This is a genomic window from Parashewanella curva, assembly GCF_003675895.1.
GTDB lineage: Bacteria > Pseudomonadota > Gammaproteobacteria > Enterobacterales > Shewanellaceae > Parashewanella > Parashewanella curva.
The window spans coordinates 78,900-95,969 of sequence record NZ_ML014759.1 but is presented as its reverse complement, the minus strand read 5'-3'; the positions used below and the strand labels follow the sequence as shown (position 1 = coordinate 95,969).

The 17,070-nt window shown below is 42.4% G+C and carries 19 protein-coding genes; 11 read left to right on the top strand and 8 right to left on the bottom strand.

The window, feature by feature from the left end; genetic code table 11:
- On the bottom strand, positions 1-845 hold an 845-nt coding region (locus D5018_RS21960; protein ID WP_207819219.1), incomplete at its 3' end, for a transposase.
- 143 nt (positions 846-988) lie between these two features.
- Here D5018_RS21960 and D5018_RS04715 point away from each other — a divergent pair.
- Positions 989-1,318, top strand: coding sequence for a group II intron maturase-specific domain-containing protein (locus D5018_RS04715; protein WP_121837851.1), 330 nt, complete (start codon positions 989-991; stop codon positions 1,316-1,318).
- Between the two features lie 108 nt (positions 1,319-1,426).
- Positions 1,427-2,422, top strand: a complete 996-nt coding sequence (locus tag D5018_RS04710; RefSeq protein ID WP_121837850.1) for a hypothetical protein — start codon at positions 1,427-1,429, stop codon at positions 2,420-2,422.
- A 16-nt stretch (positions 2,423-2,438) separates the two neighbouring features.
- Here the strand turns inward: D5018_RS04710 and D5018_RS04705 are convergent, their stop codons facing one another.
- Positions 2,439-4,340, bottom strand: coding sequence for an alkaline phosphatase D family protein (locus tag D5018_RS04705; protein WP_243637382.1), 1,902 nt, complete (start codon positions 4,338-4,340; stop codon positions 2,439-2,441).
- A 12-nt stretch (positions 4,341-4,352) separates the two neighbouring features.
- Complete coding sequence (locus D5018_RS22370; protein ID WP_416351528.1) at positions 4,353-4,622, bottom strand: DUF1294 domain-containing protein; 270 nt, start codon at positions 4,620-4,622, stop codon at positions 4,353-4,355.
- Positions 4,623-4,747: 125 nt separating this feature from the next.
- On the opposite strand from D5018_RS22370, the gene mog reads away from it, so the two are divergent.
- Positions 4,748-5,281 carry a molybdopterin adenylyltransferase gene (gene mog, locus D5018_RS04695; RefSeq protein WP_121837856.1) on the top strand — a complete coding sequence of 178 codons (534 nt, stop codon included), beginning with the start codon at positions 4,748-4,750 and terminating at the stop codon, positions 5,279-5,281.
- A 215-nt stretch (positions 5,282-5,496) separates the two neighbouring features.
- Here the strand turns inward: mog and D5018_RS04690 are convergent, their stop codons facing one another.
- Positions 5,497-6,216 (bottom strand): SDR family oxidoreductase, encoded by a 720-nt coding sequence (locus D5018_RS04690; protein WP_121837848.1) that lies wholly within the window; start codon positions 6,214-6,216, stop codon positions 5,497-5,499.
- A 120-nt stretch (positions 6,217-6,336) separates the two neighbouring features.
- On the opposite strand from D5018_RS04690, the gene D5018_RS04685 reads away from it, so the two are divergent.
- Positions 6,337-7,239: a LysR family transcriptional regulator gene (locus D5018_RS04685; RefSeq protein ID WP_121837847.1), complete on the top strand. Its 903-nt coding sequence runs from the start codon at positions 6,337-6,339 to the stop codon at positions 7,237-7,239.
- Between the two features lie 30 nt (positions 7,240-7,269).
- Here the strand turns inward: D5018_RS04685 and D5018_RS04680 are convergent, their stop codons facing one another.
- Positions 7,270-8,121 (bottom strand): hypothetical protein, encoded by an 852-nt coding sequence (locus tag D5018_RS04680; protein WP_121837846.1) that lies wholly within the window; start codon positions 8,119-8,121, stop codon positions 7,270-7,272.
- Between the two features lie 185 nt (positions 8,122-8,306).
- A complete protein-coding gene (locus tag D5018_RS04675; protein ID WP_121837845.1) occupies positions 8,307-8,807 on the bottom strand; it encodes a hypothetical protein in 501 nt (166 codons plus the stop codon).
- 270 nt (positions 8,808-9,077) lie between these two features.
- Here D5018_RS04675 and D5018_RS04670 point away from each other — a divergent pair, with 270 nt between their 5' ends.
- From D5018_RS04670 to D5018_RS04640, 7 genes are all read left to right on the top strand, one after another.
- Complete coding sequence (locus tag D5018_RS04670; protein ID WP_121837844.1) at positions 9,078-11,294, top strand: YgiQ family radical SAM protein; 2,217 nt, start codon at positions 9,078-9,080, stop codon at positions 11,292-11,294.
- Position 11,295: 1 nt separating this feature from the next.
- On the top strand, positions 11,296-11,631 hold the full coding sequence (locus D5018_RS04665) for a hypothetical protein (protein WP_121837843.1): 336 nt from the start codon (positions 11,296-11,298) through the stop codon (positions 11,629-11,631).
- Complete coding sequence (gene thpR, locus D5018_RS04660) at positions 11,631-12,170, top strand: RNA 2',3'-cyclic phosphodiesterase (RefSeq protein WP_121837842.1); 540 nt, start codon at positions 11,631-11,633, stop codon at positions 12,168-12,170. Before D5018_RS04665 ends, thpR begins: the two co-directional genes overlap by 1 nt.
- A gap of 67 nt (positions 12,171-12,237) precedes the next feature.
- Entirely contained in the window at positions 12,238-12,531 is a 294-nt protein-coding gene (locus D5018_RS04655; protein WP_121837841.1) for a hypothetical protein, read from the top strand.
- Between the two features lie 212 nt (positions 12,532-12,743).
- Positions 12,744-13,961 carry a hypothetical protein gene (locus tag D5018_RS04650; protein ID WP_121837840.1) on the top strand — a complete coding sequence of 406 codons (1,218 nt, stop codon included), beginning with the start codon at positions 12,744-12,746 and terminating at the stop codon, positions 13,959-13,961.
- Positions 13,945-14,847 (top strand): metal ABC transporter solute-binding protein, Zn/Mn family, encoded by a 903-nt coding sequence (locus tag D5018_RS04645; RefSeq protein WP_416351529.1) that lies wholly within the window; start codon positions 13,945-13,947, stop codon positions 14,845-14,847. Before D5018_RS04650 ends, D5018_RS04645 begins: the two co-directional genes overlap by 17 nt.
- Positions 14,847-15,605: a metal ABC transporter permease gene (locus D5018_RS04640; RefSeq protein ID WP_121837838.1), complete on the top strand. Its 759-nt coding sequence runs from the start codon at positions 14,847-14,849 to the stop codon at positions 15,603-15,605. The genes D5018_RS04645 and D5018_RS04640 overlap by 1 nt, the downstream gene beginning before the upstream one ends.
- Here the strand turns inward: D5018_RS04640 and D5018_RS04635 are convergent.
- Positions 15,552-16,436 (bottom strand): hypothetical protein, encoded by an 885-nt coding sequence (locus D5018_RS04635; RefSeq protein ID WP_133309235.1) that lies wholly within the window; start codon positions 16,434-16,436, stop codon positions 15,552-15,554. The two genes, D5018_RS04640 and D5018_RS04635, sit on opposite strands and share 54 nt — an antisense overlap.
- Before the next feature lie 82 nt (positions 16,437-16,518).
- Positions 16,519-16,962: a PH domain-containing protein gene (locus tag D5018_RS04630; protein WP_121837836.1), complete on the bottom strand. Its 444-nt coding sequence runs from the start codon at positions 16,960-16,962 to the stop codon at positions 16,519-16,521.
- Between the last annotated feature and the right edge of the window lie 108 nt (positions 16,963-17,070).

The following is a 17,070-nucleotide window of genomic DNA, read 5'->3' as shown; positions in this document are numbered from 1 at the left end:
TGTCCTTTGACTTGAGTTTTGAAGAGTTCGGCGGCAGTACACTCAGATTTATCCGCTAAACGGTACTTCATTTTGCTTTTTTTCATTCTGAGAATAGCCGTTAACTCATGTTCAAGTGTCATACTAATAATAGGCTTGGTCGCAAACCAAGAATCGGCAAGAAAATAATCAGCTTCGATACCTACCCTTAGCGCACGTTTCACCATATCTGTGACCATAGCAGGCTTAGTTTGAGCCACTGATTGCTTGTAACGTTTAGCGACTATTGAACGTTCATCTTTAAATTTTCTGGTTAGAGGTTGGGCTTTAGTTTGACTGATGAAGAGTTCATTATCCAGTGGGATAAATTGAGTATCAGAAGCGTAGCCAAAACTCAGTACTTGCTGTCCCATAACACAACGGCCTGTCAAATGGTCGAAGTGGCTGGATACACCGGGCATTTTCTTCCCTCGGCGCGGCTTGACTGAATCATCGACAACAAAGGCTCTGACTTTACTTTTACCTTCCTGCTTTATGAGCTTTTTAGCAGTATGAAGTTGCAGCTTTCTCCAATTCAAATCTTCACGGTTGAGTAAATCATAAAGCACATCTTTTTTGCCAGAAGAAAAACTGAGTAGTGACTCTTTGGCGAACATAGATATGGTATCAACCTTCAACCAAACCCAGAGCATTAGTAAATAAACGACTTCGGTTGCTTCAATACCCGAACGTTTACTAAAACCGCAAGACGTTAGCATTGAAACAAAGCCAAGTTGTTTCCATGACGTGCTGAACGAATTATCAATTTGAATACCAGATCGAAGTAAAAAATTAGAAGTAAGTGATGGAAGCGGAAGTGATTTCATGTCAATATTTATCTAAGGGTTTGTGTGTTTTAGTTTTTGTCTAAGCAACAAGATTATAACACGCAAACCCTTACCTTTTCTTTAAATATCAACATGATAAACGATTTTTATTGTTGGATTTGAACTCCGAAACTTGAGTTGTAATCATTAAAGAACTAAATCAGTTCTTACGAGGTTGGCAACACTACTTCAAGCTAGGAATAAAGAAAGGGCAAATGAGTGATCTAGACAGCTGGATAAGAAGACGGCTGCGGTGCTATCGCCTGAAACAGAGAAAGCGAACTTACAGCATAGCGATGTGGCTTAAATCATTAGGCGTAACTGAGCACAATGCTTGGAAGTTAGCAGCATCTGACAAAGGTTGGTGGAAACTCTCGAAAACGCCACAACTGAATCAAGCTTTACCAAATCAGAGGTTTAAAGAGATGGGACTGTACTCGTTGTTAGAAGGGTACAAGACGTTAGCAGTATAATTGGAACCGCCGTATGCGACATCGCTTGTACGGTGGTGTGAGAGGACGGGAGCCGTGAGGCTCCCTCCTACTCGATTTATCAATATGTTTCATTTTAAGGGATTTAGAATGTTCAAAAACTTACTTATTGTGTTAGCACTCCTCAGCTTTCAACTTCATGCAGTGGAAACAGAGCAGCAAGCGAAAAAGCTCTTAGCGGATAAACAGATTGAGATGTTGATAAACGACATTAAGGACGATGCGCCTTATGAAGTTGCCAATTATAAAGTCATTGCCTTTAATCGCAGCAAGGAGTTTGATACTGCCATTGAGTGGATTGATGCTCGTCTACAAAAGTTGCCAAAAAATAATAAAGAAGCACGAGCAAAAGAGTGGTTGTTAAAAGGTAATGTCTATGCCAATCAAGCCATGGATGCCAGTATTTTTACTGCCGCAAGTTATGCCTCTGACTGTTTAGAAAGCTATCAAAAAGCGCATGAGCTTGCGCCACATTTACTTGATACCAAAGAATCATTGATTGGTTTTTATAATGGAGCGCCAAGCTTTGTTGGTGGAGATAGTGAAAAAGCATTAGCACTGGCTTTAGAGCTTGAAAAAACACACCCTCTTGAGGGTGGTCGAGCCATTTTTGAGAGCTACAAAGGCATGGATGAAGATGAGAAAGCTCAAGCTAAACTGCAAGCTTTACTTACACAATATCCTCAAGATTTAACACTGAGATTGGCGGGTTCACGCTATTACTTTAAGCAAGAGCGCTTTAAAGACAATCATGCTTTATTAATGGAATCGATAGGCATCAAAAAGCCCGAAGATGAAGAAACACAAGCGGTGTGGTATATCCTGCATTATGAGCTTGCAAAGAATAGCATTGAATCGAAATTAGCCTTACCTAAAGCCATTGAAGCGGTGCAATTATTTCAACGCGCTCCTAAGTATGTGACCGAATATTATGAGCAATGGCCTAAACTTCGTGAAGCTCAGCTTACCTTATTATCAGGCGATAAAAAGGCCGCGATTAAGCTTGCAAAACAAGCCCGCGCAGCCAGCGATGACAACAAATTGAGAAAAAAAGCGAAACGTATTATCAAGCGAGGTAAAGTCTAGAGGCCATATACGGCCTCTAGTCCCAGTATGTATCCCGTGGTGGCTTAAACTCTGTGATTGAGTCATCACTATGCAATACCGCAATTTTATTGGGAGCGCCATTTTCATTTAAAGTGACTAGCCCAATGCCACTGTTATTCACTAAGCGTTTACTGCGATGCCCATTTGGGCGTCGACCTCGAAGCGACATGCGTTTACGTTTAGTGAACCAATTTAGTGGTGAATAATGCCCGTAAAGCCAACCATTGAGCTTATCAAACACGGGTAGTAATTTTTCAGGGAATTGATTTTTAATGCCACTGGAGCAAATTTGGTATATGTGAGCATCAAAATGGTCACATCGATGTTTAACATCATAAGCAAATGAATAATGGACATCGCCCGATAAAATCACAAATTCTTTGGGCGTTCGACGGTGGGCAAACATATTGAGTAAACACATGGCTGCCCCTCGATGTGCCATCCAGTTTTCGGCATCCACCAACAAAGATAATCCACAAAACGTCGCCATACGCTGAATGGCCTCAATCAGCTTTACACCAAAAATAGGTGCCGCTGAAACAATAATGACTTTTTCTTGATCAATAAGCTGATCTTGAAATTCCATTAAGGCTTCCCAATCCATCAAACCTGACGGTTTCGCCAAACTGTTTTCGCTGCGCCAGCGACGAGTACGAGTGTCGAGTACTATCACTTTTGGGGACGTTGCCAATTCATAGTGCCAACCTTCGAAGCGTAATACCGTTTGGATGATATTTTGGTGTGTTTCAGGTGTTGGTTTAGTAAAAAATGAACTCAATTGCTTTTGTATCGATGCCAGTTTTTCGGGAGCGTTACCTAACCCTTGAAATAGCGCATAAGCGACGAGTGCATTGCCAATAATTTGCTTGGAAAATGGATGCTCATAAGCCGCTTGTTCCCATCGAGCGCTGAGGTTCCAATCATCAGTGACGTCATGATCATCAAAAATCATATAGGTTGGAATATGTGCAAGCAGACGTCTAACAGAGGTTAACCCATGTTGAAACGTTTGTAGTGCTCGCCACTCTTTCTGCCATTGTGCTTGATGCTTTGGTGATAAGCCTTCGAGTTGTTGCGGTACCTCGATACACTTCCATAATTCAGGCGACCAGATCAGTAAGTAATAAGCAATCATTTCGCCAAGGCTTACTAAATGATTGTGAGATAAGCGTGAAGTAAAAATTTCGTGCTTACGTCGCCACTTGAACAAATGAAGTTCTGTCAAATATTCAGCCTGTGGCAGCAATTGGCTATCGCGCTGATATAAACTACTGGCGCGATAACATAGCTCACGGCTCGAAGTGATAGGTGCTTTAGGAAAGGTTTCTTCTATTAATCCTAATTTTTCCACCACCTGAGCAATCGCCCACAACATTGGGCCTGCAATATCGTCGATGTAAACTTGATCGCCACTGAGCATGAGCAATGATGGTTGATTGTCAGTATTGAGAGAAGCCGCTAATTGTTGTTCAGCCCGCACTAACCCATCGCCACTAGGGTGATGAGGATTTCGGCAAGAACCATGCAGTAATTGCTTAATGTTGGGTTTATGGACAAAATGTGGGGAAGAATGTTCTGGGTATACGAGCTTATCTATCGAAGTAAAAACTGACTCTCCTTGCTTCTCCAATAACTGATATTTAACCTGAGTGCCAGCGAGTAAAAGATTGGGCTGATGTACTTGTAGCAAATATTGGTGAGCATGAGCGCCCAGTGGAATATGATTGAGCTGTAACTCTGGCTCTGAAAATAACCTAACCTGCTCATTAACGATTAACTGTAATTGAGGATTAACTAATGGCTCACGGGTGATCAACCAGAGAGTAAAATTTTCAGAATCGCACTTTCTCAGCATGGGACCTGCGATCACTAAAGGGAGCTCAGTAGATTCAATCATTGTCGTTTCTTATTAAGTATTCCAGATCTGATAGAAGCCGAATAATAGAGTGAAATGTAATAACACGGTCGCCCAATAGCGCCACATAAAGCTGCGTTTATTAAATTTGTGACGAAATCCATGTTGGCAAAATCGGGCAGTCAGCCATCCACCCAAGACACTTATGAGGTGTAAATATTTTTCGGGTATTCTCCACTTATTGTTAATTGCAGCATGTTTGTCATAACCGTAAAGTGATAAAGTTAGTACGTTAATCACGGCATACCAACAGCCATACAACATATAAATATTCATTCGACTAGCATACGGAAATCAAAAAAAACCGCAATACACGCTAATCAACATCAAAGGATCTTTATAGCAAGTGTGGTAGGCTTGAGCCATCGATGTATAACTTGGATAAAACCATGACTGCTGCAAAAATTGGAATTGTGACTGTGAGCGATCGCGCCAGCCGAGGCGAATATGAAGATATCTCAGGTCACGCCATTATCAATACGTTAAAAGAATACCTGACTTCAAGCTGGCAACCTGTCTATCAAGTGATCCCAGATGAGCAAGATCAAATCGAAGCCACACTGAAAAAAATGATAGATGAACAAGGCTGTTGTTTAGTGGTAACCACAGGTGGTACAGGACCTGCCAAACGTGATGTAACGCCAGAAGCCACGGAAGCTGTGTGTGACCGAATGATGCCAGGGTTTGGTGAGCTAATGCGAGCGGAATCGTTAAAATTTGTGCCGACAGCCATTTTGTCACGACAAACCGCAGGGTTACGTGGTAGCTCACTAATTGTGAACTTGCCGGGTAAGCCTAAGTCCATTCGTGAATGTTTGGATGCGGTATTCCCAGCAATCCCTTATTGCATCGACTTAATGGAAGGCCCATTTTTAGAATGTGATGAGCAAGTGATCAAACCATTCAGACCTAAGGCGAAGTAATTTCCATTTTTAACAAAGTGAGGATAAGCAAACACTGAAGCGCTGCAAGCCCATCCATGGGCGCTTGGCCTCGGCATCCATGCCTCGGACATTCAGCTTATTGCTTATCCGCACTCTGGCAAATTCTGTGAGTTGAAATTTTTAAAGCCTCATCAGCACCTTAGCAGGTCTGACGAAATGCATTGATTGTGTGCCGTGTAAAGTCTTAGCTCTTATTAAGGCTCTTGGCGCGTCGCCGCAATCACAATTTCGCGAATACACACATTTTGCGGCTGCTGGTAAGCGTAAGTTACAGCACGAGCGACATCATCAGCGGCAATCGCACCACCAATACTTTGTTTCCACTCTTGATAACCGTCAACGATTTCTTTTGACGTGGTGTGATTAAGGAGCTCTGTTTCCACGGCGCCTGGAGCAATGGTGATCACTCGCACGTTTGAACTCGCCACTTCTTTACGCACATTTTCAGAAATCGCATGCACCGCGAATTTAGTGCCGCAATAAGCCGCATGATCATCGTAACCTTTACGACCCGCCGTAGAGCTGATATTGATGATGGTGCCTTCTCCTCGCGCTTTCATTGGCGCTAATACCGCTTGCATACCTGTTAATAACGCTAACACATTTACATCGTACATGGCTTTAAACTCAGTGGGATCTTGGACATCAACTTGACCCAGTAACATGATACCAGCGTTATTGATGATGCAATCGGTAGGACCATAAATCGCTTCAGCTTCGGCGATGGCTTTTTTGAATGATTCTGCATCCGTAACATCGACCTTGGCGCAAATCGTATTAGGTAGATTTAGTGCTTCTAAACGCTCAACGCGACGCGCGATAAGCAGCAGAGGATGACCTTCTTCACTGAAACGTTTCGCAATCGCTTCGCCGATACCTGAGCTAGCACCTGTGATCACAGCAAGTTTTTTCATCTTGTTTCCTCAATTGGTTATTTTGTGTATTGAGTACATGATAGAGTGATAATCATTGTTGATATACAGCGTTTAGATCAAAAGACTGTTGCTATATAGCAACAAATAAAAGGCTAAATAATGCTTGAAAACATTAATGTGCTAGACATAAAAGCGTTTCTGTTAATTGCTGAAGAAGGAAGCTTTACTCAAGCAGCAGAACGCATGCAGGTATCACGCTCCCATGTTTCTCGTCGGCTTGCTTCACTAGAGGCACAAATGGGGGTGGCGTTAATTGAACGTACCACTCGTAGGCAGAGGTTGACTCACATAGGGCAGCAGTTTTACGCGAGTTGCAAACAGGCATTTGGCTCCATTGATCAAGCTGTGCAGCAAGCGGTGGATGACACTCATCAATTACGGGGCAGTCTACATGTCAACAGCGTTGGTGGCTTGATAGGAGAAGAGCTGGTGGCAGAGTTGGTGACGCGATTTTTAAGTCAGCATAAAGATATTGATGTGGAATTAGATTTCAGCAGTCACCGTATTGATCTAATTAAAGATCAATTTGATGTGGCATTTCGAATGGGTGAGCTTAATGATGCTGGATTTGTAGGGCGTAAGATCGGTGACATTGAAGTCAATATCTTTGCTAGTCCTGAATATCTTAAACAATATGGGAAACCATCGCATCCTCAAGCGCTACAACAACACACCTGCTTGTCGGGTTCAATATCTCAATGGCGATTTGAATCAGCAGATCCTACTCAATCTTCAGCAGAAGTGAATGTAGAAGGGCGTCTTCGATGTAAAAGTGGTCGCGCTTTACTTCAAGCGGCAATTCAACATCAAGGTATTGTGCGCTTACCTACCTTGTATTGTCAGCAAGCACTAGAAAATGGCGTACTCCTGCCTGTATTTGATGACTGGCATATTGCATCGGTACCATTGCATTTGATCTATCATAAAAGCCGTTATCAACCGCAGCGTTTACGAACTTTTATTGAGTTTGTGGTGAATGAGTTTAAATCTAATGAATCATAAACATTGCAATATATGCCTGTGGATCATTTGTTATTGCTTTGATCTATAAGGTCTATCGGTTGCTTTTCTAGTTGTTGGATTATGTTGAGATGTTCCCATCATCTCAAATCTAGTTCGTCCAACATATGGTGTGGAGAACTTTTGTTCTGCAGTAGGTGCAGGTTCTGGAATTGAAGGTATTTGATTCGTATGTGCTACTAATACCTTATCTGGATACGTTACAGCCTTGTGATAGGTTGTTTTATCGGTTGCACGAATTGAAGCAGCAGGCCTTTGCACGGTGCTTGTGGCTGATGGGGCTTCAGGTTTTTTTGTTGTACTTGCAGCTGTTCCACTTGATGACGTTAACGTCATTTTCTCATTGCTTGAGACTAATTCATCTGTCAAGTTTGCTGGTTTTTGCTGAGTTCTTACGGCTGATTGATGACTTGAAGTTATAGGCTTGTGTGTCGACTGTACTTTCGCACTTATAGATTTACAGCTCTCTTGTGACCCTTTTAAATGCTCAATGTCATGTTGTTTTAAATATGCTAAAAAAGAGTTCATTCTTTGTTGCGAATTCATGCATTTATATTCACTTCCAATTGCATGCTCGATTTTGAAAGATTTATGAAACGTTAGGTTTTTTATCGAAGGGTGATCTTTAGGAATAGAAGTGCCGAGATTTAATAAACTGTGAATCCTTTGTGGTTCAGTACAACTTTGTAAGCCGATAAACGATTGTGTTTTGTCTTTGCCTAACACTGCAACAACATCATATTTTATTGCATTTAAAGTTAACTTTGCGAATACCTCATCATGCTCACTCGAATTGGATAGTGCATTGGCGAAAACTAATTTTGCAGGGCGAGGCAATTCTACGTCTAAATGAGCTGAGGCCATACGCTTAACCTATGGTTCTATTTAGGTAGCGAATGCTAGTAAAATAGCCTTTTCAAGTCTAATGCTTTTTGGTTCCACCTTATTATTAATATTAAAAGCCGTTAAAATACGAACATATAATGTTTTGGAATTTAGGGTGATAAAAAAGTTATCTCACCAAGAAAACGATTGGCTCTATCAAACACTTATTGTTTTTTGGGTTGAGCTTCAGCAGGCCATTTGAAACTTTTTGCTAGTTGTCCAGAGCCAATGTTATCTAGAGTTTCAACAATTTTAGCTTGCTTTTGTTGATTATCCATGGCTTTTACCGTGGCTAAATCCAGCCATTTAACGATGGCTTCTCTAAAGCAAGCCTTTGACTGATTTCTATTATCTTGCTTTATTGATTCGAGTATGTGGTAAGGCACTTTTGCACGAAGGAAAAAATCGTACCACAAGGCCTCGACTTCTTGTAACGAAGATAATAGCTGCTCAAGAACTATCTCTTGCTTACTCATATCTTGAACCTTCAAGCCATCAAATTTAACGATGACGGAGCTTAAATTACAATCATCCCTTGGTTGTACTACGGCGGCGCTATTGATATGAAGTCCTTTATGAGCTTCGCTTGACTCTACTTCAATACACACAAAGAATTTCCCATTAGGCAGTCCAAGGCCTTGGGGGGGAATTTGGTAGCTTGCCATCTGAGTACTGAGCAAATAGCTGAAATAGCTGAGGAACTAATACAGGTTTACAGTCGGTGTTAGCTGCCAAAATGCATTCTCTTAAAGTCAATAAATGCCTTAATGTACAGAGAAACTCCTTAACCAATGCTTTCTACTTCTATTAAATCCTTATATGGCAGTCATCGTGATGTCTGAACACAATAATCACCTTTGATTAGGAAGGTCACCACAAAAGCTGCTAAAATAAGCGGCTTTTTTTGTTGTGGCTTTTCTGTCGTTAGGGGTGTTATGCAAGTCGAATCCACATTATTTACTTATCCAAAATATTGGGCGGAATGCTACGGCACAGCGCCGTTTTTGCCTATGTCTAAGAAGGAAATGGATAAGTTAGGCTGGGATAGCTGTGACATCATTATTGTAACGGGCGATGCTTATGTCGATCACCCAAGCTTTGGTATGGCGGTGATTGGGCGCATGTTAGAAGCACAAGGGTTTCGAGTCGGGATCATCTCGCAGCCAGATTGGTCGAACAAAAATGATTTTATGAAGCTGGGTAAGCCGAACCTGTTTTTTGGGGTGACGGCCGGTAACATGGATTCGATGATCAATCGTTATACTGCCGATAGAAAAATTCGTACTGATGATGCGTATACCCCCAATGATGAAGGCGGAAAACGTCCCGACCGTGCGGTAACCGTATACACTCAACGCTGTAAAGAAGCCTTTAAAGGTGTGCCTGTCGTCATTGGTGGCATTGAAGCCAGTTTGCGACGCATTGCTCATTATGATTATTGGCAGGATAAAGTGCGTCGCAGCGTATTGATGGACTCAAAAGCCGACATACTGATATACGGTAACGCTGAACGTCCATTGGCCGAAGTGGCACATCGCTTTGCGAAAGGCGAAACGATAGCGGATATGCAAAACATTCGTGGCACAGCAGTAATGCGTAATCAGCCTTTGCCTGAGTGGAAAGGCATGGATTCACGTAAAATCGATCAGCTGCATAAAATTGACCCCATTCCTAATCCGTATGGCGCTGATGATGTCGGTTGTCAGAACTTATCGGGTCCTTCGGATGCCAAGGTATTTGATCCTGCTAAACCTAAAGCCATCAGTGTGCAGCCTCCACGTCCAAAGCCATGGGAAAAAACCTATGTGTTGCTGCCAACGTTTGAGCAGGTTTCCAAAGATAAATATTCTTATGCTCATGCGTCGCGGATTTTACACCAAGAGCAAAACCCAGGTTGCGCCAGAGCCTTATACCAAGTGCATGGTGAGCGTGGAGTGTGGGTGAATCCGCCAGCATGGCCACTGAATACCGATGAAATGGATGCGGTATTTGATCTGCCGTATCAACGAGTACCACATCCAGTGTATGGCAAGGCGAAAATCCCTGCTTATGACATGATCAAAACCTCGATTAATATCATGCGAGGGTGTTTTGGCGGCTGTTCATTTTGCTCTATCACCGAGCATGAAGGGCGGATTATTCAAAGTCGCTCACAAGACTCGATCATTCGTGAAATCAAAGACATTCAAGAAAAAGTACCGGGCTTTACCGGAGTGATTTCTGACTTGGGCGGTCCCACAGCGAATATGTACCGATTGGGCTGTTCCAGTGAAAAAGCCGAAACCACTTGTCGCCGTTTATCTTGTGTGTTTCCATCGATTTGTGGTCATTTAGACACCGATCATAAGCATACGATTGATTTGTATCGCGCTGCGCGAGATGTGCCGGGTATCAAAAAGGTGTTAATTGCGTCGGGTGTTCGTTATGACTTAGCGACAGAAGATCCTCGTTACGTCAAAGAGTTAGTGCAGCATCATGTGGGCGGGTATTTAAAAATTGCGCCTGAGCATACCGAGGAAGGCCCGCTATCAAAAATGATGAAACCGGGCATGGGCACTTACGATAAGTTCAAAGAAATGTTTTATAAATACTCGCAAGAAGCGGGTAAAAAGCAGTATTTGATCCCTTACTTTATCTCGGCGCATCCGGGTACCCGTGATGAAGATATGGTGAACTTAGCCTTGTGGCTTAAATCACAAAAATTCAAGCTGGATCAAGTACAAAACTTTTATCCATCGCCGATGGCGAACGCTACCACTATTTACCACACTGAGCTTAATTCGCTGCGCAATGTGAAGCAGGACAGTGAGCATGTGATGGTGCCGAAGAAAGGCCGTCAGCGCCGCTTACATAAAGCTTTGCTTCGATACCATGATCCAGCAGGCTGGCCGCTGATCCGTGAAGCTTTGATGAATATGGGACGTGAAGATTTGATCGGTAATGGTGCGCATCATTTGGTGCCGCCGGAGTCAAAACAAGGGCGAAGAAGACCTAGCAGTAACGCCAAAGGTGGACAACGAGCCTTAACCCGTTTTAGCAAAGATCAATTTAATGCAAAGCCAAGCAAGGGAAAGAAAACCAAGCCAACAGGCTCTAAGCCCTATAAAGCTAAAAGCCAAAGCAAGTCCAAACCCTTTACAGTAGGAAGATAGCATGGGATTAGTGTGTTCACATTGTCACAAGAATATGTCGGTGGCTAAAATTGAGGAAAAGCGTGGTGAGGGTTTAGCGTCTCAAATTCGCTGTTATCACTGCCAAGCATGGTTGGGAAAGAATGTTCGTATTGCTCAAGTAAAAATGTTGAGCTTTTACTTGCTGGTAGGCTTGCTCATTTTAGGTTATGTCGTTGAGCAGTTTGAGGTGATGAGCTATATGCTGGCGGCCATGATGGGGATGGCACTGATCATCAGTCACTTTATGGATCAAGTGCATACCATTGAAGCACCAGAGCAAGAAGATGTGTCTGATCAGCTGAAGAAATATCGCTGATGACTGATATTGCTAAGCGTCGCCGAATATTTATTGGGATCATGTGTCCTGATGATGTTTGGCAACCTTGGCAGCAGCGAGTAGCCGCGTTGGGCTATGCCCCTTTACTTGAACAGCCACATATTACCTTGGCATTTTTAGGTGGGCTCACCAATGATGAACTCACTCAAGTTATCACAGTGCTGAACAGGATCCAGCCGCAAACCTTTGTTCAGAATGTGGCTGGTGGAGGTTATTTTTCACTGAAGCGGCAGACTATTTTATGGGCTAAAGTAGCTTCGAGTATTCATTTGTCGACGCTTAGAGAGCAAATTTTAACGGCGTTACAGCCAATAAATTTACAATTTGAAACGAAATTTGTGCCTCATATTTCTTTAGTAAGAGCAAAGAGTTTACCCCGAGTAGACTGTGAGAAGTTTGTTAGCCAAGTGAATGATTTAACGTTTGATTTTACCGTTGATGGCTTTGGGATTTATGAGTCAATGCCAATAAACACTCACCCTAGATACCAACTTGTCGACAAAATTTCATTAAAATAATATTGAAATTGTTACACTGTATCATCTAAACTCGGCTGCTAATCTTAGTTAACTAAAGTACTGAACAGTGAACACCCATCAAGGACTTCAACATAAGTGGATTATATGGCTTTGTGCCGTACTTCTGCTGTTGTCTGCGATTGGCTCCGCACACGTTCATGCTCAAAATTACCCAGATAATGATGGTCTTACAGAGCACTGTACTTTGTGTTTTCACCATCACCAACTGCAACACACCATAAGCAGTGCAGTTCCGTCTGTTGGTGTATCACTGCAAACTTACATTGAACTTGAGCAAGTATTGGTTGTTCACTCTGCCGAGTTTGTGTCGTTTTTCAGTGCCAGAGCCCCTCCGTTTTAACTCCTTTTTTAACCAATTATTTGTGTTTGTTATGGGCGACGATTTCCCGAACGCTAGACGAGACCGTGTGTTTTCTTGCTCTCGTTATGCATGATTTTGTCAACCCCACGCTATGCATTACGAGTCTGATTTCGTTGCGTTGTCGTCCATTGTTTAAAATTAAAGTTATAAAAATCAGCCTGTTGTAGTTTAGGCTGAACATGGAGTTATGTATGAAATTCTCAAAATCGGCACTGTTTATCGCTTTAGCATCAGTTTCAATGGCAAGTGCAGCGCAAACGAATCAAAATAGTTTGGGTAAAAACATCAACATCAGTTCAATCATCAACGGTAATTATCAGTCAGCTGAAAAAGCCTTATCTGAGCGTGAAAAAGGCTTTAGTATTGGCGGCTCTGAGTTGGCCATCAGTGGCTTTATCGATGATTCTCTATACGGCAAATTCACCACAGTACTGCACGAACATGATGGTGATATGGAAGTGGAAGTCGAAGAAGCTTTTATCCAAACAATGTCACTGCCTGCAGGTTTCAGCCTACGTGGTGGTCGCTTTCTTTCTAACATTGGTTACTTGAACAATCAGCATACTCACACTGATGCCTTTGCAGATCGTCCAGCCGTTTATCGTGCATTGCTTGGCGATCACTATTTTGATGATGGTTTACGTTTAGATTACCTAGCGCCAACAGATGTCTATTGGGCGATGGGTGTTGAAGCCTTTAAAGGTAATAAGTTCCGTGCTGAAAATGACGAAGTAAAACCAAAATCAACAGGCGTATATACGGCTTATACCAAAATTGGTGATGACATCGGTGAAAGCAGTTCTTGGCAGTTAGGCTTTAGCTATATCAATAACCAAAATGGTCTTACTGCACTTGAGCATCATGAAGAAGAACATGATCACGATCATGAAGATGAAAAAGAGCATGCTCATGAGGCTGAAGGTGAGCATGGTCATGAAGATGCACACGGTCATTCACATGCCGCTAAGTTTACGGGTAAACACATTTACGGTGTCGATGCCGTTTATAAGTGGGCACCAAAAGGTAATTATAAGTACCAACACTTGACGCTTACAGGTGAATATTTCAAGGCTACAGACTTATTCAGTGCAGAAGAACACCAAGACGAAGTCGACGATTTGTCTCATAACGGTTGGTATGTCAGCAGTGTTTATCAATTCTCACCAAACTGGTCAGCAGGTTTACGTTATGGCGAAGTCACAGTGCAAGAAGCCCATGAAGATCACGCTGATGAAATGAAGCTAAAAGAATCTGAGTTCCAAGTGTCTTACCATACTAGTCACTTCTCAACGATTCGCTTACAGTACTCTCATCAAGACGGTACAGGTGAATTAAAACCTGTTGATGAAAACAGTGTTACTTTGCAATTTATTGTTGCATTAGGAGCTCATGGTGCGCATCAGTTCTAAATTATTGTTAGTAACGCTGCTGTGTTTTGGCAGCGTTCAATCAGCGGTGGCAAAGCTTAATGTGTTTGCCTGTGAGCCTGAGTATAAGGCGCTAATGAATGAGTTAGCGCCAAATGCTAAGGTGTACTCAGCGACCACGGCAATGCAAGATCCGCATATGATCCAAGCGCGCCCTAGCTTGATTGCTAAGTTAAGACGGGCTGATTTGTTGGTGTGTGCTGGTGCTGAGCTAGAGGTGGGTTGGTTGCCTATGTTGCAAATGAAAGCGGCCAATTCAGCAGTCAGAAATGCGAATACAGGCTTGTTCTTTGGCACTGATCATATCGAAACGTTGGATAAGTTGGACAAGGTGGATAGAAGCATGGGCGATGTTCATGCTCAAGGTAATCCGCATATTCAATTTGACCCGTATCGATTATTGCAGGTTGCTGATGCCCTGCATCAACGCTTGATAAAGCTTGATCCTGAGCATCAAACTGAATATCAGCAAAACTTCGCCAATTTTAAACAGCGTTGGACCCAAGCGATTAAAGGTTGGGAGAAAAAAGCGGCCCCACTGAAAGGCAAGCAAGTGATCGCTTATCATTCAACCTTCCGTTATTTGTTTAATTGGCTTAGGATCAAACAGGTGGGCGACTTAGAGCCTAAGCCGGGGTTACCACCGAGTTCATCGCATTTAGCCAGCTTGCTGTCTTTAAGTAACAAAGAACATGTGAGTGCGATAGTGATCACCTCTTACCAAGACAGCAAAGGTGGTCAGTGGTTGTCGAAGAAAACTGACATTCCATTTTTGCAATTACCGGCTACGGTGGGAGCGGATAATACTCAAGATCTGTTCCAGCTCTACGATACAGTGATTGTAAAACTAAACGGAGCTATCCAGTAATGGACAGTACTTTGTTGATCATTTTGTTGCCAGCGCTTGCCGCTGGCATCTTGGTGTTATCTACTCATGTTTTGCTTGGGCGTCAGGTGCTTAAGCGTGGCATTATCTTTATTGATTTAGCCATTGCACAAGTCGCGGCGTTAGGTGCGATTTTGGCTAAGACAGTGCATGAATTTGAGCACCTGCCATATGCCAATTTGTTATTGCCTTTGATATTTGCCCTTTTGGGCGCGGTTATCATCGCTTGGCTGGCTAAACGTTTTGCTGATGAACTCGAAGCCATGATTGGCTGTTTGTATGTGATGGCAGCGGTTCTGGCCATTTTATTACTGACCAATAATCCTCATGGGGCAGAATTGCTTAAGCAGCTGATGGATGGGCAAATTCTGTGGGTTGATTGGCCACAATTATTATTACCCTCATTCGTTTATGCGGCTATTTTGTTGTTACTTTGGCTGAAACCACAGTTGCTTACAGGAAGCAGTTTCTACCTGTTGTTTGCTGTTGTGATCACCTTATCGGTTGAGTTAGTTGGGGTGTATTTAGTCTTTAGCAGCTTAATTTTACCTGCGTTAGCGGTCAACAAGCTCAACTCTCGCCACGCATTGTGGGTGGCTTATGGTGTGGGCATTGTTGGGTATCTAACAGGTTTATTGCTTTCCGCGCAGTGGGATTTACCCAGTGGCGCGACGATTGTGATGTCGTTAATGGTTTTGGGTATGCTGATTCGATTGTTTAGAAGAAGAGGGGCGAGATAAACAAGTCTTTTGGGCTTCTGTTTCTTTGGGAAAGTATGCTACTTGATAAGCTCTAACTTGATAAGTACCAAGTGGCGTATTATACAAAGGGCTAACTAGCTTTTTTTTGTGTTTTAACCATTGGATTAGGCCTTCTTTGGATACAGGTTTCCAGATCTGTTCGCATGCAATTTCAATCGCGCTTTGCTCAGTAAGATCCTCATGGGTTATTTCACATTCAATTGCTGATTCAGGCGTAAATGCTTCAGGAGAGGGCAATGAATGTATCACTTCAATAAGTTGGTTGCGCTTATGTGTTAATTGATTCTGTACGTGTAAGCCCTGCATAAAAACAGCGGCTGCCACAAAGTAGTTACGCATAACTGGATATTGGATCAAACAGTTTTGTTCCTCTTTTTCATCATTTAATAGACTTTCCGTCAGCAACATAATATTCATAAAGCTATCGGCAGAAACTTGATTAAAGAATTCCGCAACTTTTTTTGTTGACCCTTCTGTCACAGCTGATGATATGTAAATTTGAAGCGATTTCGCCCGCTTCATAAAAACGCCCTGTTCAGCCAAATTATAAGGATTGGTGAGTAAGGTCTTAATATCTTGATGCTCAAAGAAAGTTTGATGACAAATTTCCTGATCTGGCCAAGTGTTACGTTTCACATAAAAGAAATAAGAGATTCGTCGATATACCATTGCGGTAAAGTAATGCACCGCTTTATCGTCTACTTCGTTTGGTAGAGATATAAAAGTGCTAAGTTCACTTTCAAGATTTTGAGACGTTGCCAAAGGAAGGCTTTGTAATTGGTAAGTCGAGTGTGTTGAAGCTACAGTCATAATCATTAAGGTTATGAAATTATGGCTTTTACCTTACAGTAGTGTATTTTTTGCTCAAGTTAAATAAAGTTTACCCTTACTCTTAAGCCGATTCTTGCGGCTTGAGGTATTGCTCTATCATTTTAATAAATTTACCTTTTTCACGCGGAGAAACGACAACAAATTGATTGTCACCATACTCAATGATCACTCTATCGAGTGATAACGCGGGACCCGCTATTGGATTCCGAGTTGCTTCAATACTAGAAATACTGTCTAAAGGAATATGCCAGTGGAAAGGGCCGCTGTGGATCAGCAGTTTGTGGTGGTTTTCATCGATTCGGTAATGGGTTCTTGCAAACAACCATAGCGGGAAAACCGCTCCAAATAAAAAAATACACAGTCCAATTGCAACACTGGTGTACGAATATTGAGAAATGGCTAATTGCAATGCACCAAATGTACAGGCCACCACTGTGGCTAATAAAACCAACATCAGCCAGACATCGACTTTTGAACGGAAAATTAACTGCTTTTGGTGGCTCATTTTATTCTCCCTAATAATGAACTAATGTTGATTGTCAAAATGACATCGCTGTCAAAGTGACATGGATTGCATGGTTGTTAAATTAACAGTGGTGCGCAGTTTGTTTTT

Excerpts from the sequence above, each read along its gene's own strand:
- D5018_RS04665 (WP_121837843.1), top strand. The coding sequence starts at position 11,296 with ATGGGATTAGTGTGTTCACATTGTCACAAGAATATGTCGGTGGCTAAA.
- D5018_RS04640 (WP_121837838.1), top strand. The coding sequence starts at position 14,847 with ATGGACAGTACTTTGTTGATCATTTTGTTGCCAGCGCTTGCCGCTGGC.
- D5018_RS04635 (WP_133309235.1), bottom strand. The coding sequence starts at position 16,436 with ATGACTGTAGCTTCAACACACTCGACTTACCAATTACAAAGCCTTCCT.
- D5018_RS04685 (WP_121837847.1), top strand. The coding sequence starts at position 6,337 with ATGCTTGAAAACATTAATGTGCTAGACATAAAAGCGTTTCTGTTAATT.
- thpR (WP_121837842.1), top strand. The coding sequence starts at position 11,631 with ATGACTGATATTGCTAAGCGTCGCCGAATATTTATTGGGATCATGTGT.
- D5018_RS22370 (WP_416351528.1), bottom strand. The coding sequence starts at position 4,622 with ATGTTGTATGGCTGTTGGTATGCCGTGATTAACGTACTAACTTTATCA.
- D5018_RS04690 (WP_121837848.1), bottom strand. The coding sequence starts at position 6,216 with ATGAAAAAACTTGCTGTGATCACAGGTGCTAGCTCAGGTATCGGCGAA.
- D5018_RS04710 (WP_121837850.1), top strand. The coding sequence starts at position 1,427 with ATGTTCAAAAACTTACTTATTGTGTTAGCACTCCTCAGCTTTCAACTT.
- mog (WP_121837856.1), top strand. The coding sequence starts at position 4,748 with ATGACTGCTGCAAAAATTGGAATTGTGACTGTGAGCGATCGCGCCAGC.
- D5018_RS04680 (WP_121837846.1), bottom strand. The coding sequence starts at position 8,121 with ATGGCCTCAGCTCATTTAGACGTAGAATTGCCTCGCCCTGCAAAATTA.
- D5018_RS04630 (WP_121837836.1), bottom strand. The coding sequence starts at position 16,962 with ATGAGCCACCAAAAGCAGTTAATTTTCCGTTCAAAAGTCGATGTCTGG.
- D5018_RS04650 (WP_121837840.1), top strand. The coding sequence starts at position 12,744 with ATGAAATTCTCAAAATCGGCACTGTTTATCGCTTTAGCATCAGTTTCA.
- D5018_RS04705 (WP_243637382.1), bottom strand. The coding sequence starts at position 4,340 with ATGATTGAATCTACTGAGCTCCCTTTAGTGATCGCAGGTCCCATGCTG.
- D5018_RS04675 (WP_121837845.1), bottom strand. The coding sequence starts at position 8,807 with ATGGCAAGCTACCAAATTCCCCCCCAAGGCCTTGGACTGCCTAATGGG.
- D5018_RS04670 (WP_121837844.1), top strand. The coding sequence starts at position 9,078 with ATGCAAGTCGAATCCACATTATTTACTTATCCAAAATATTGGGCGGAA.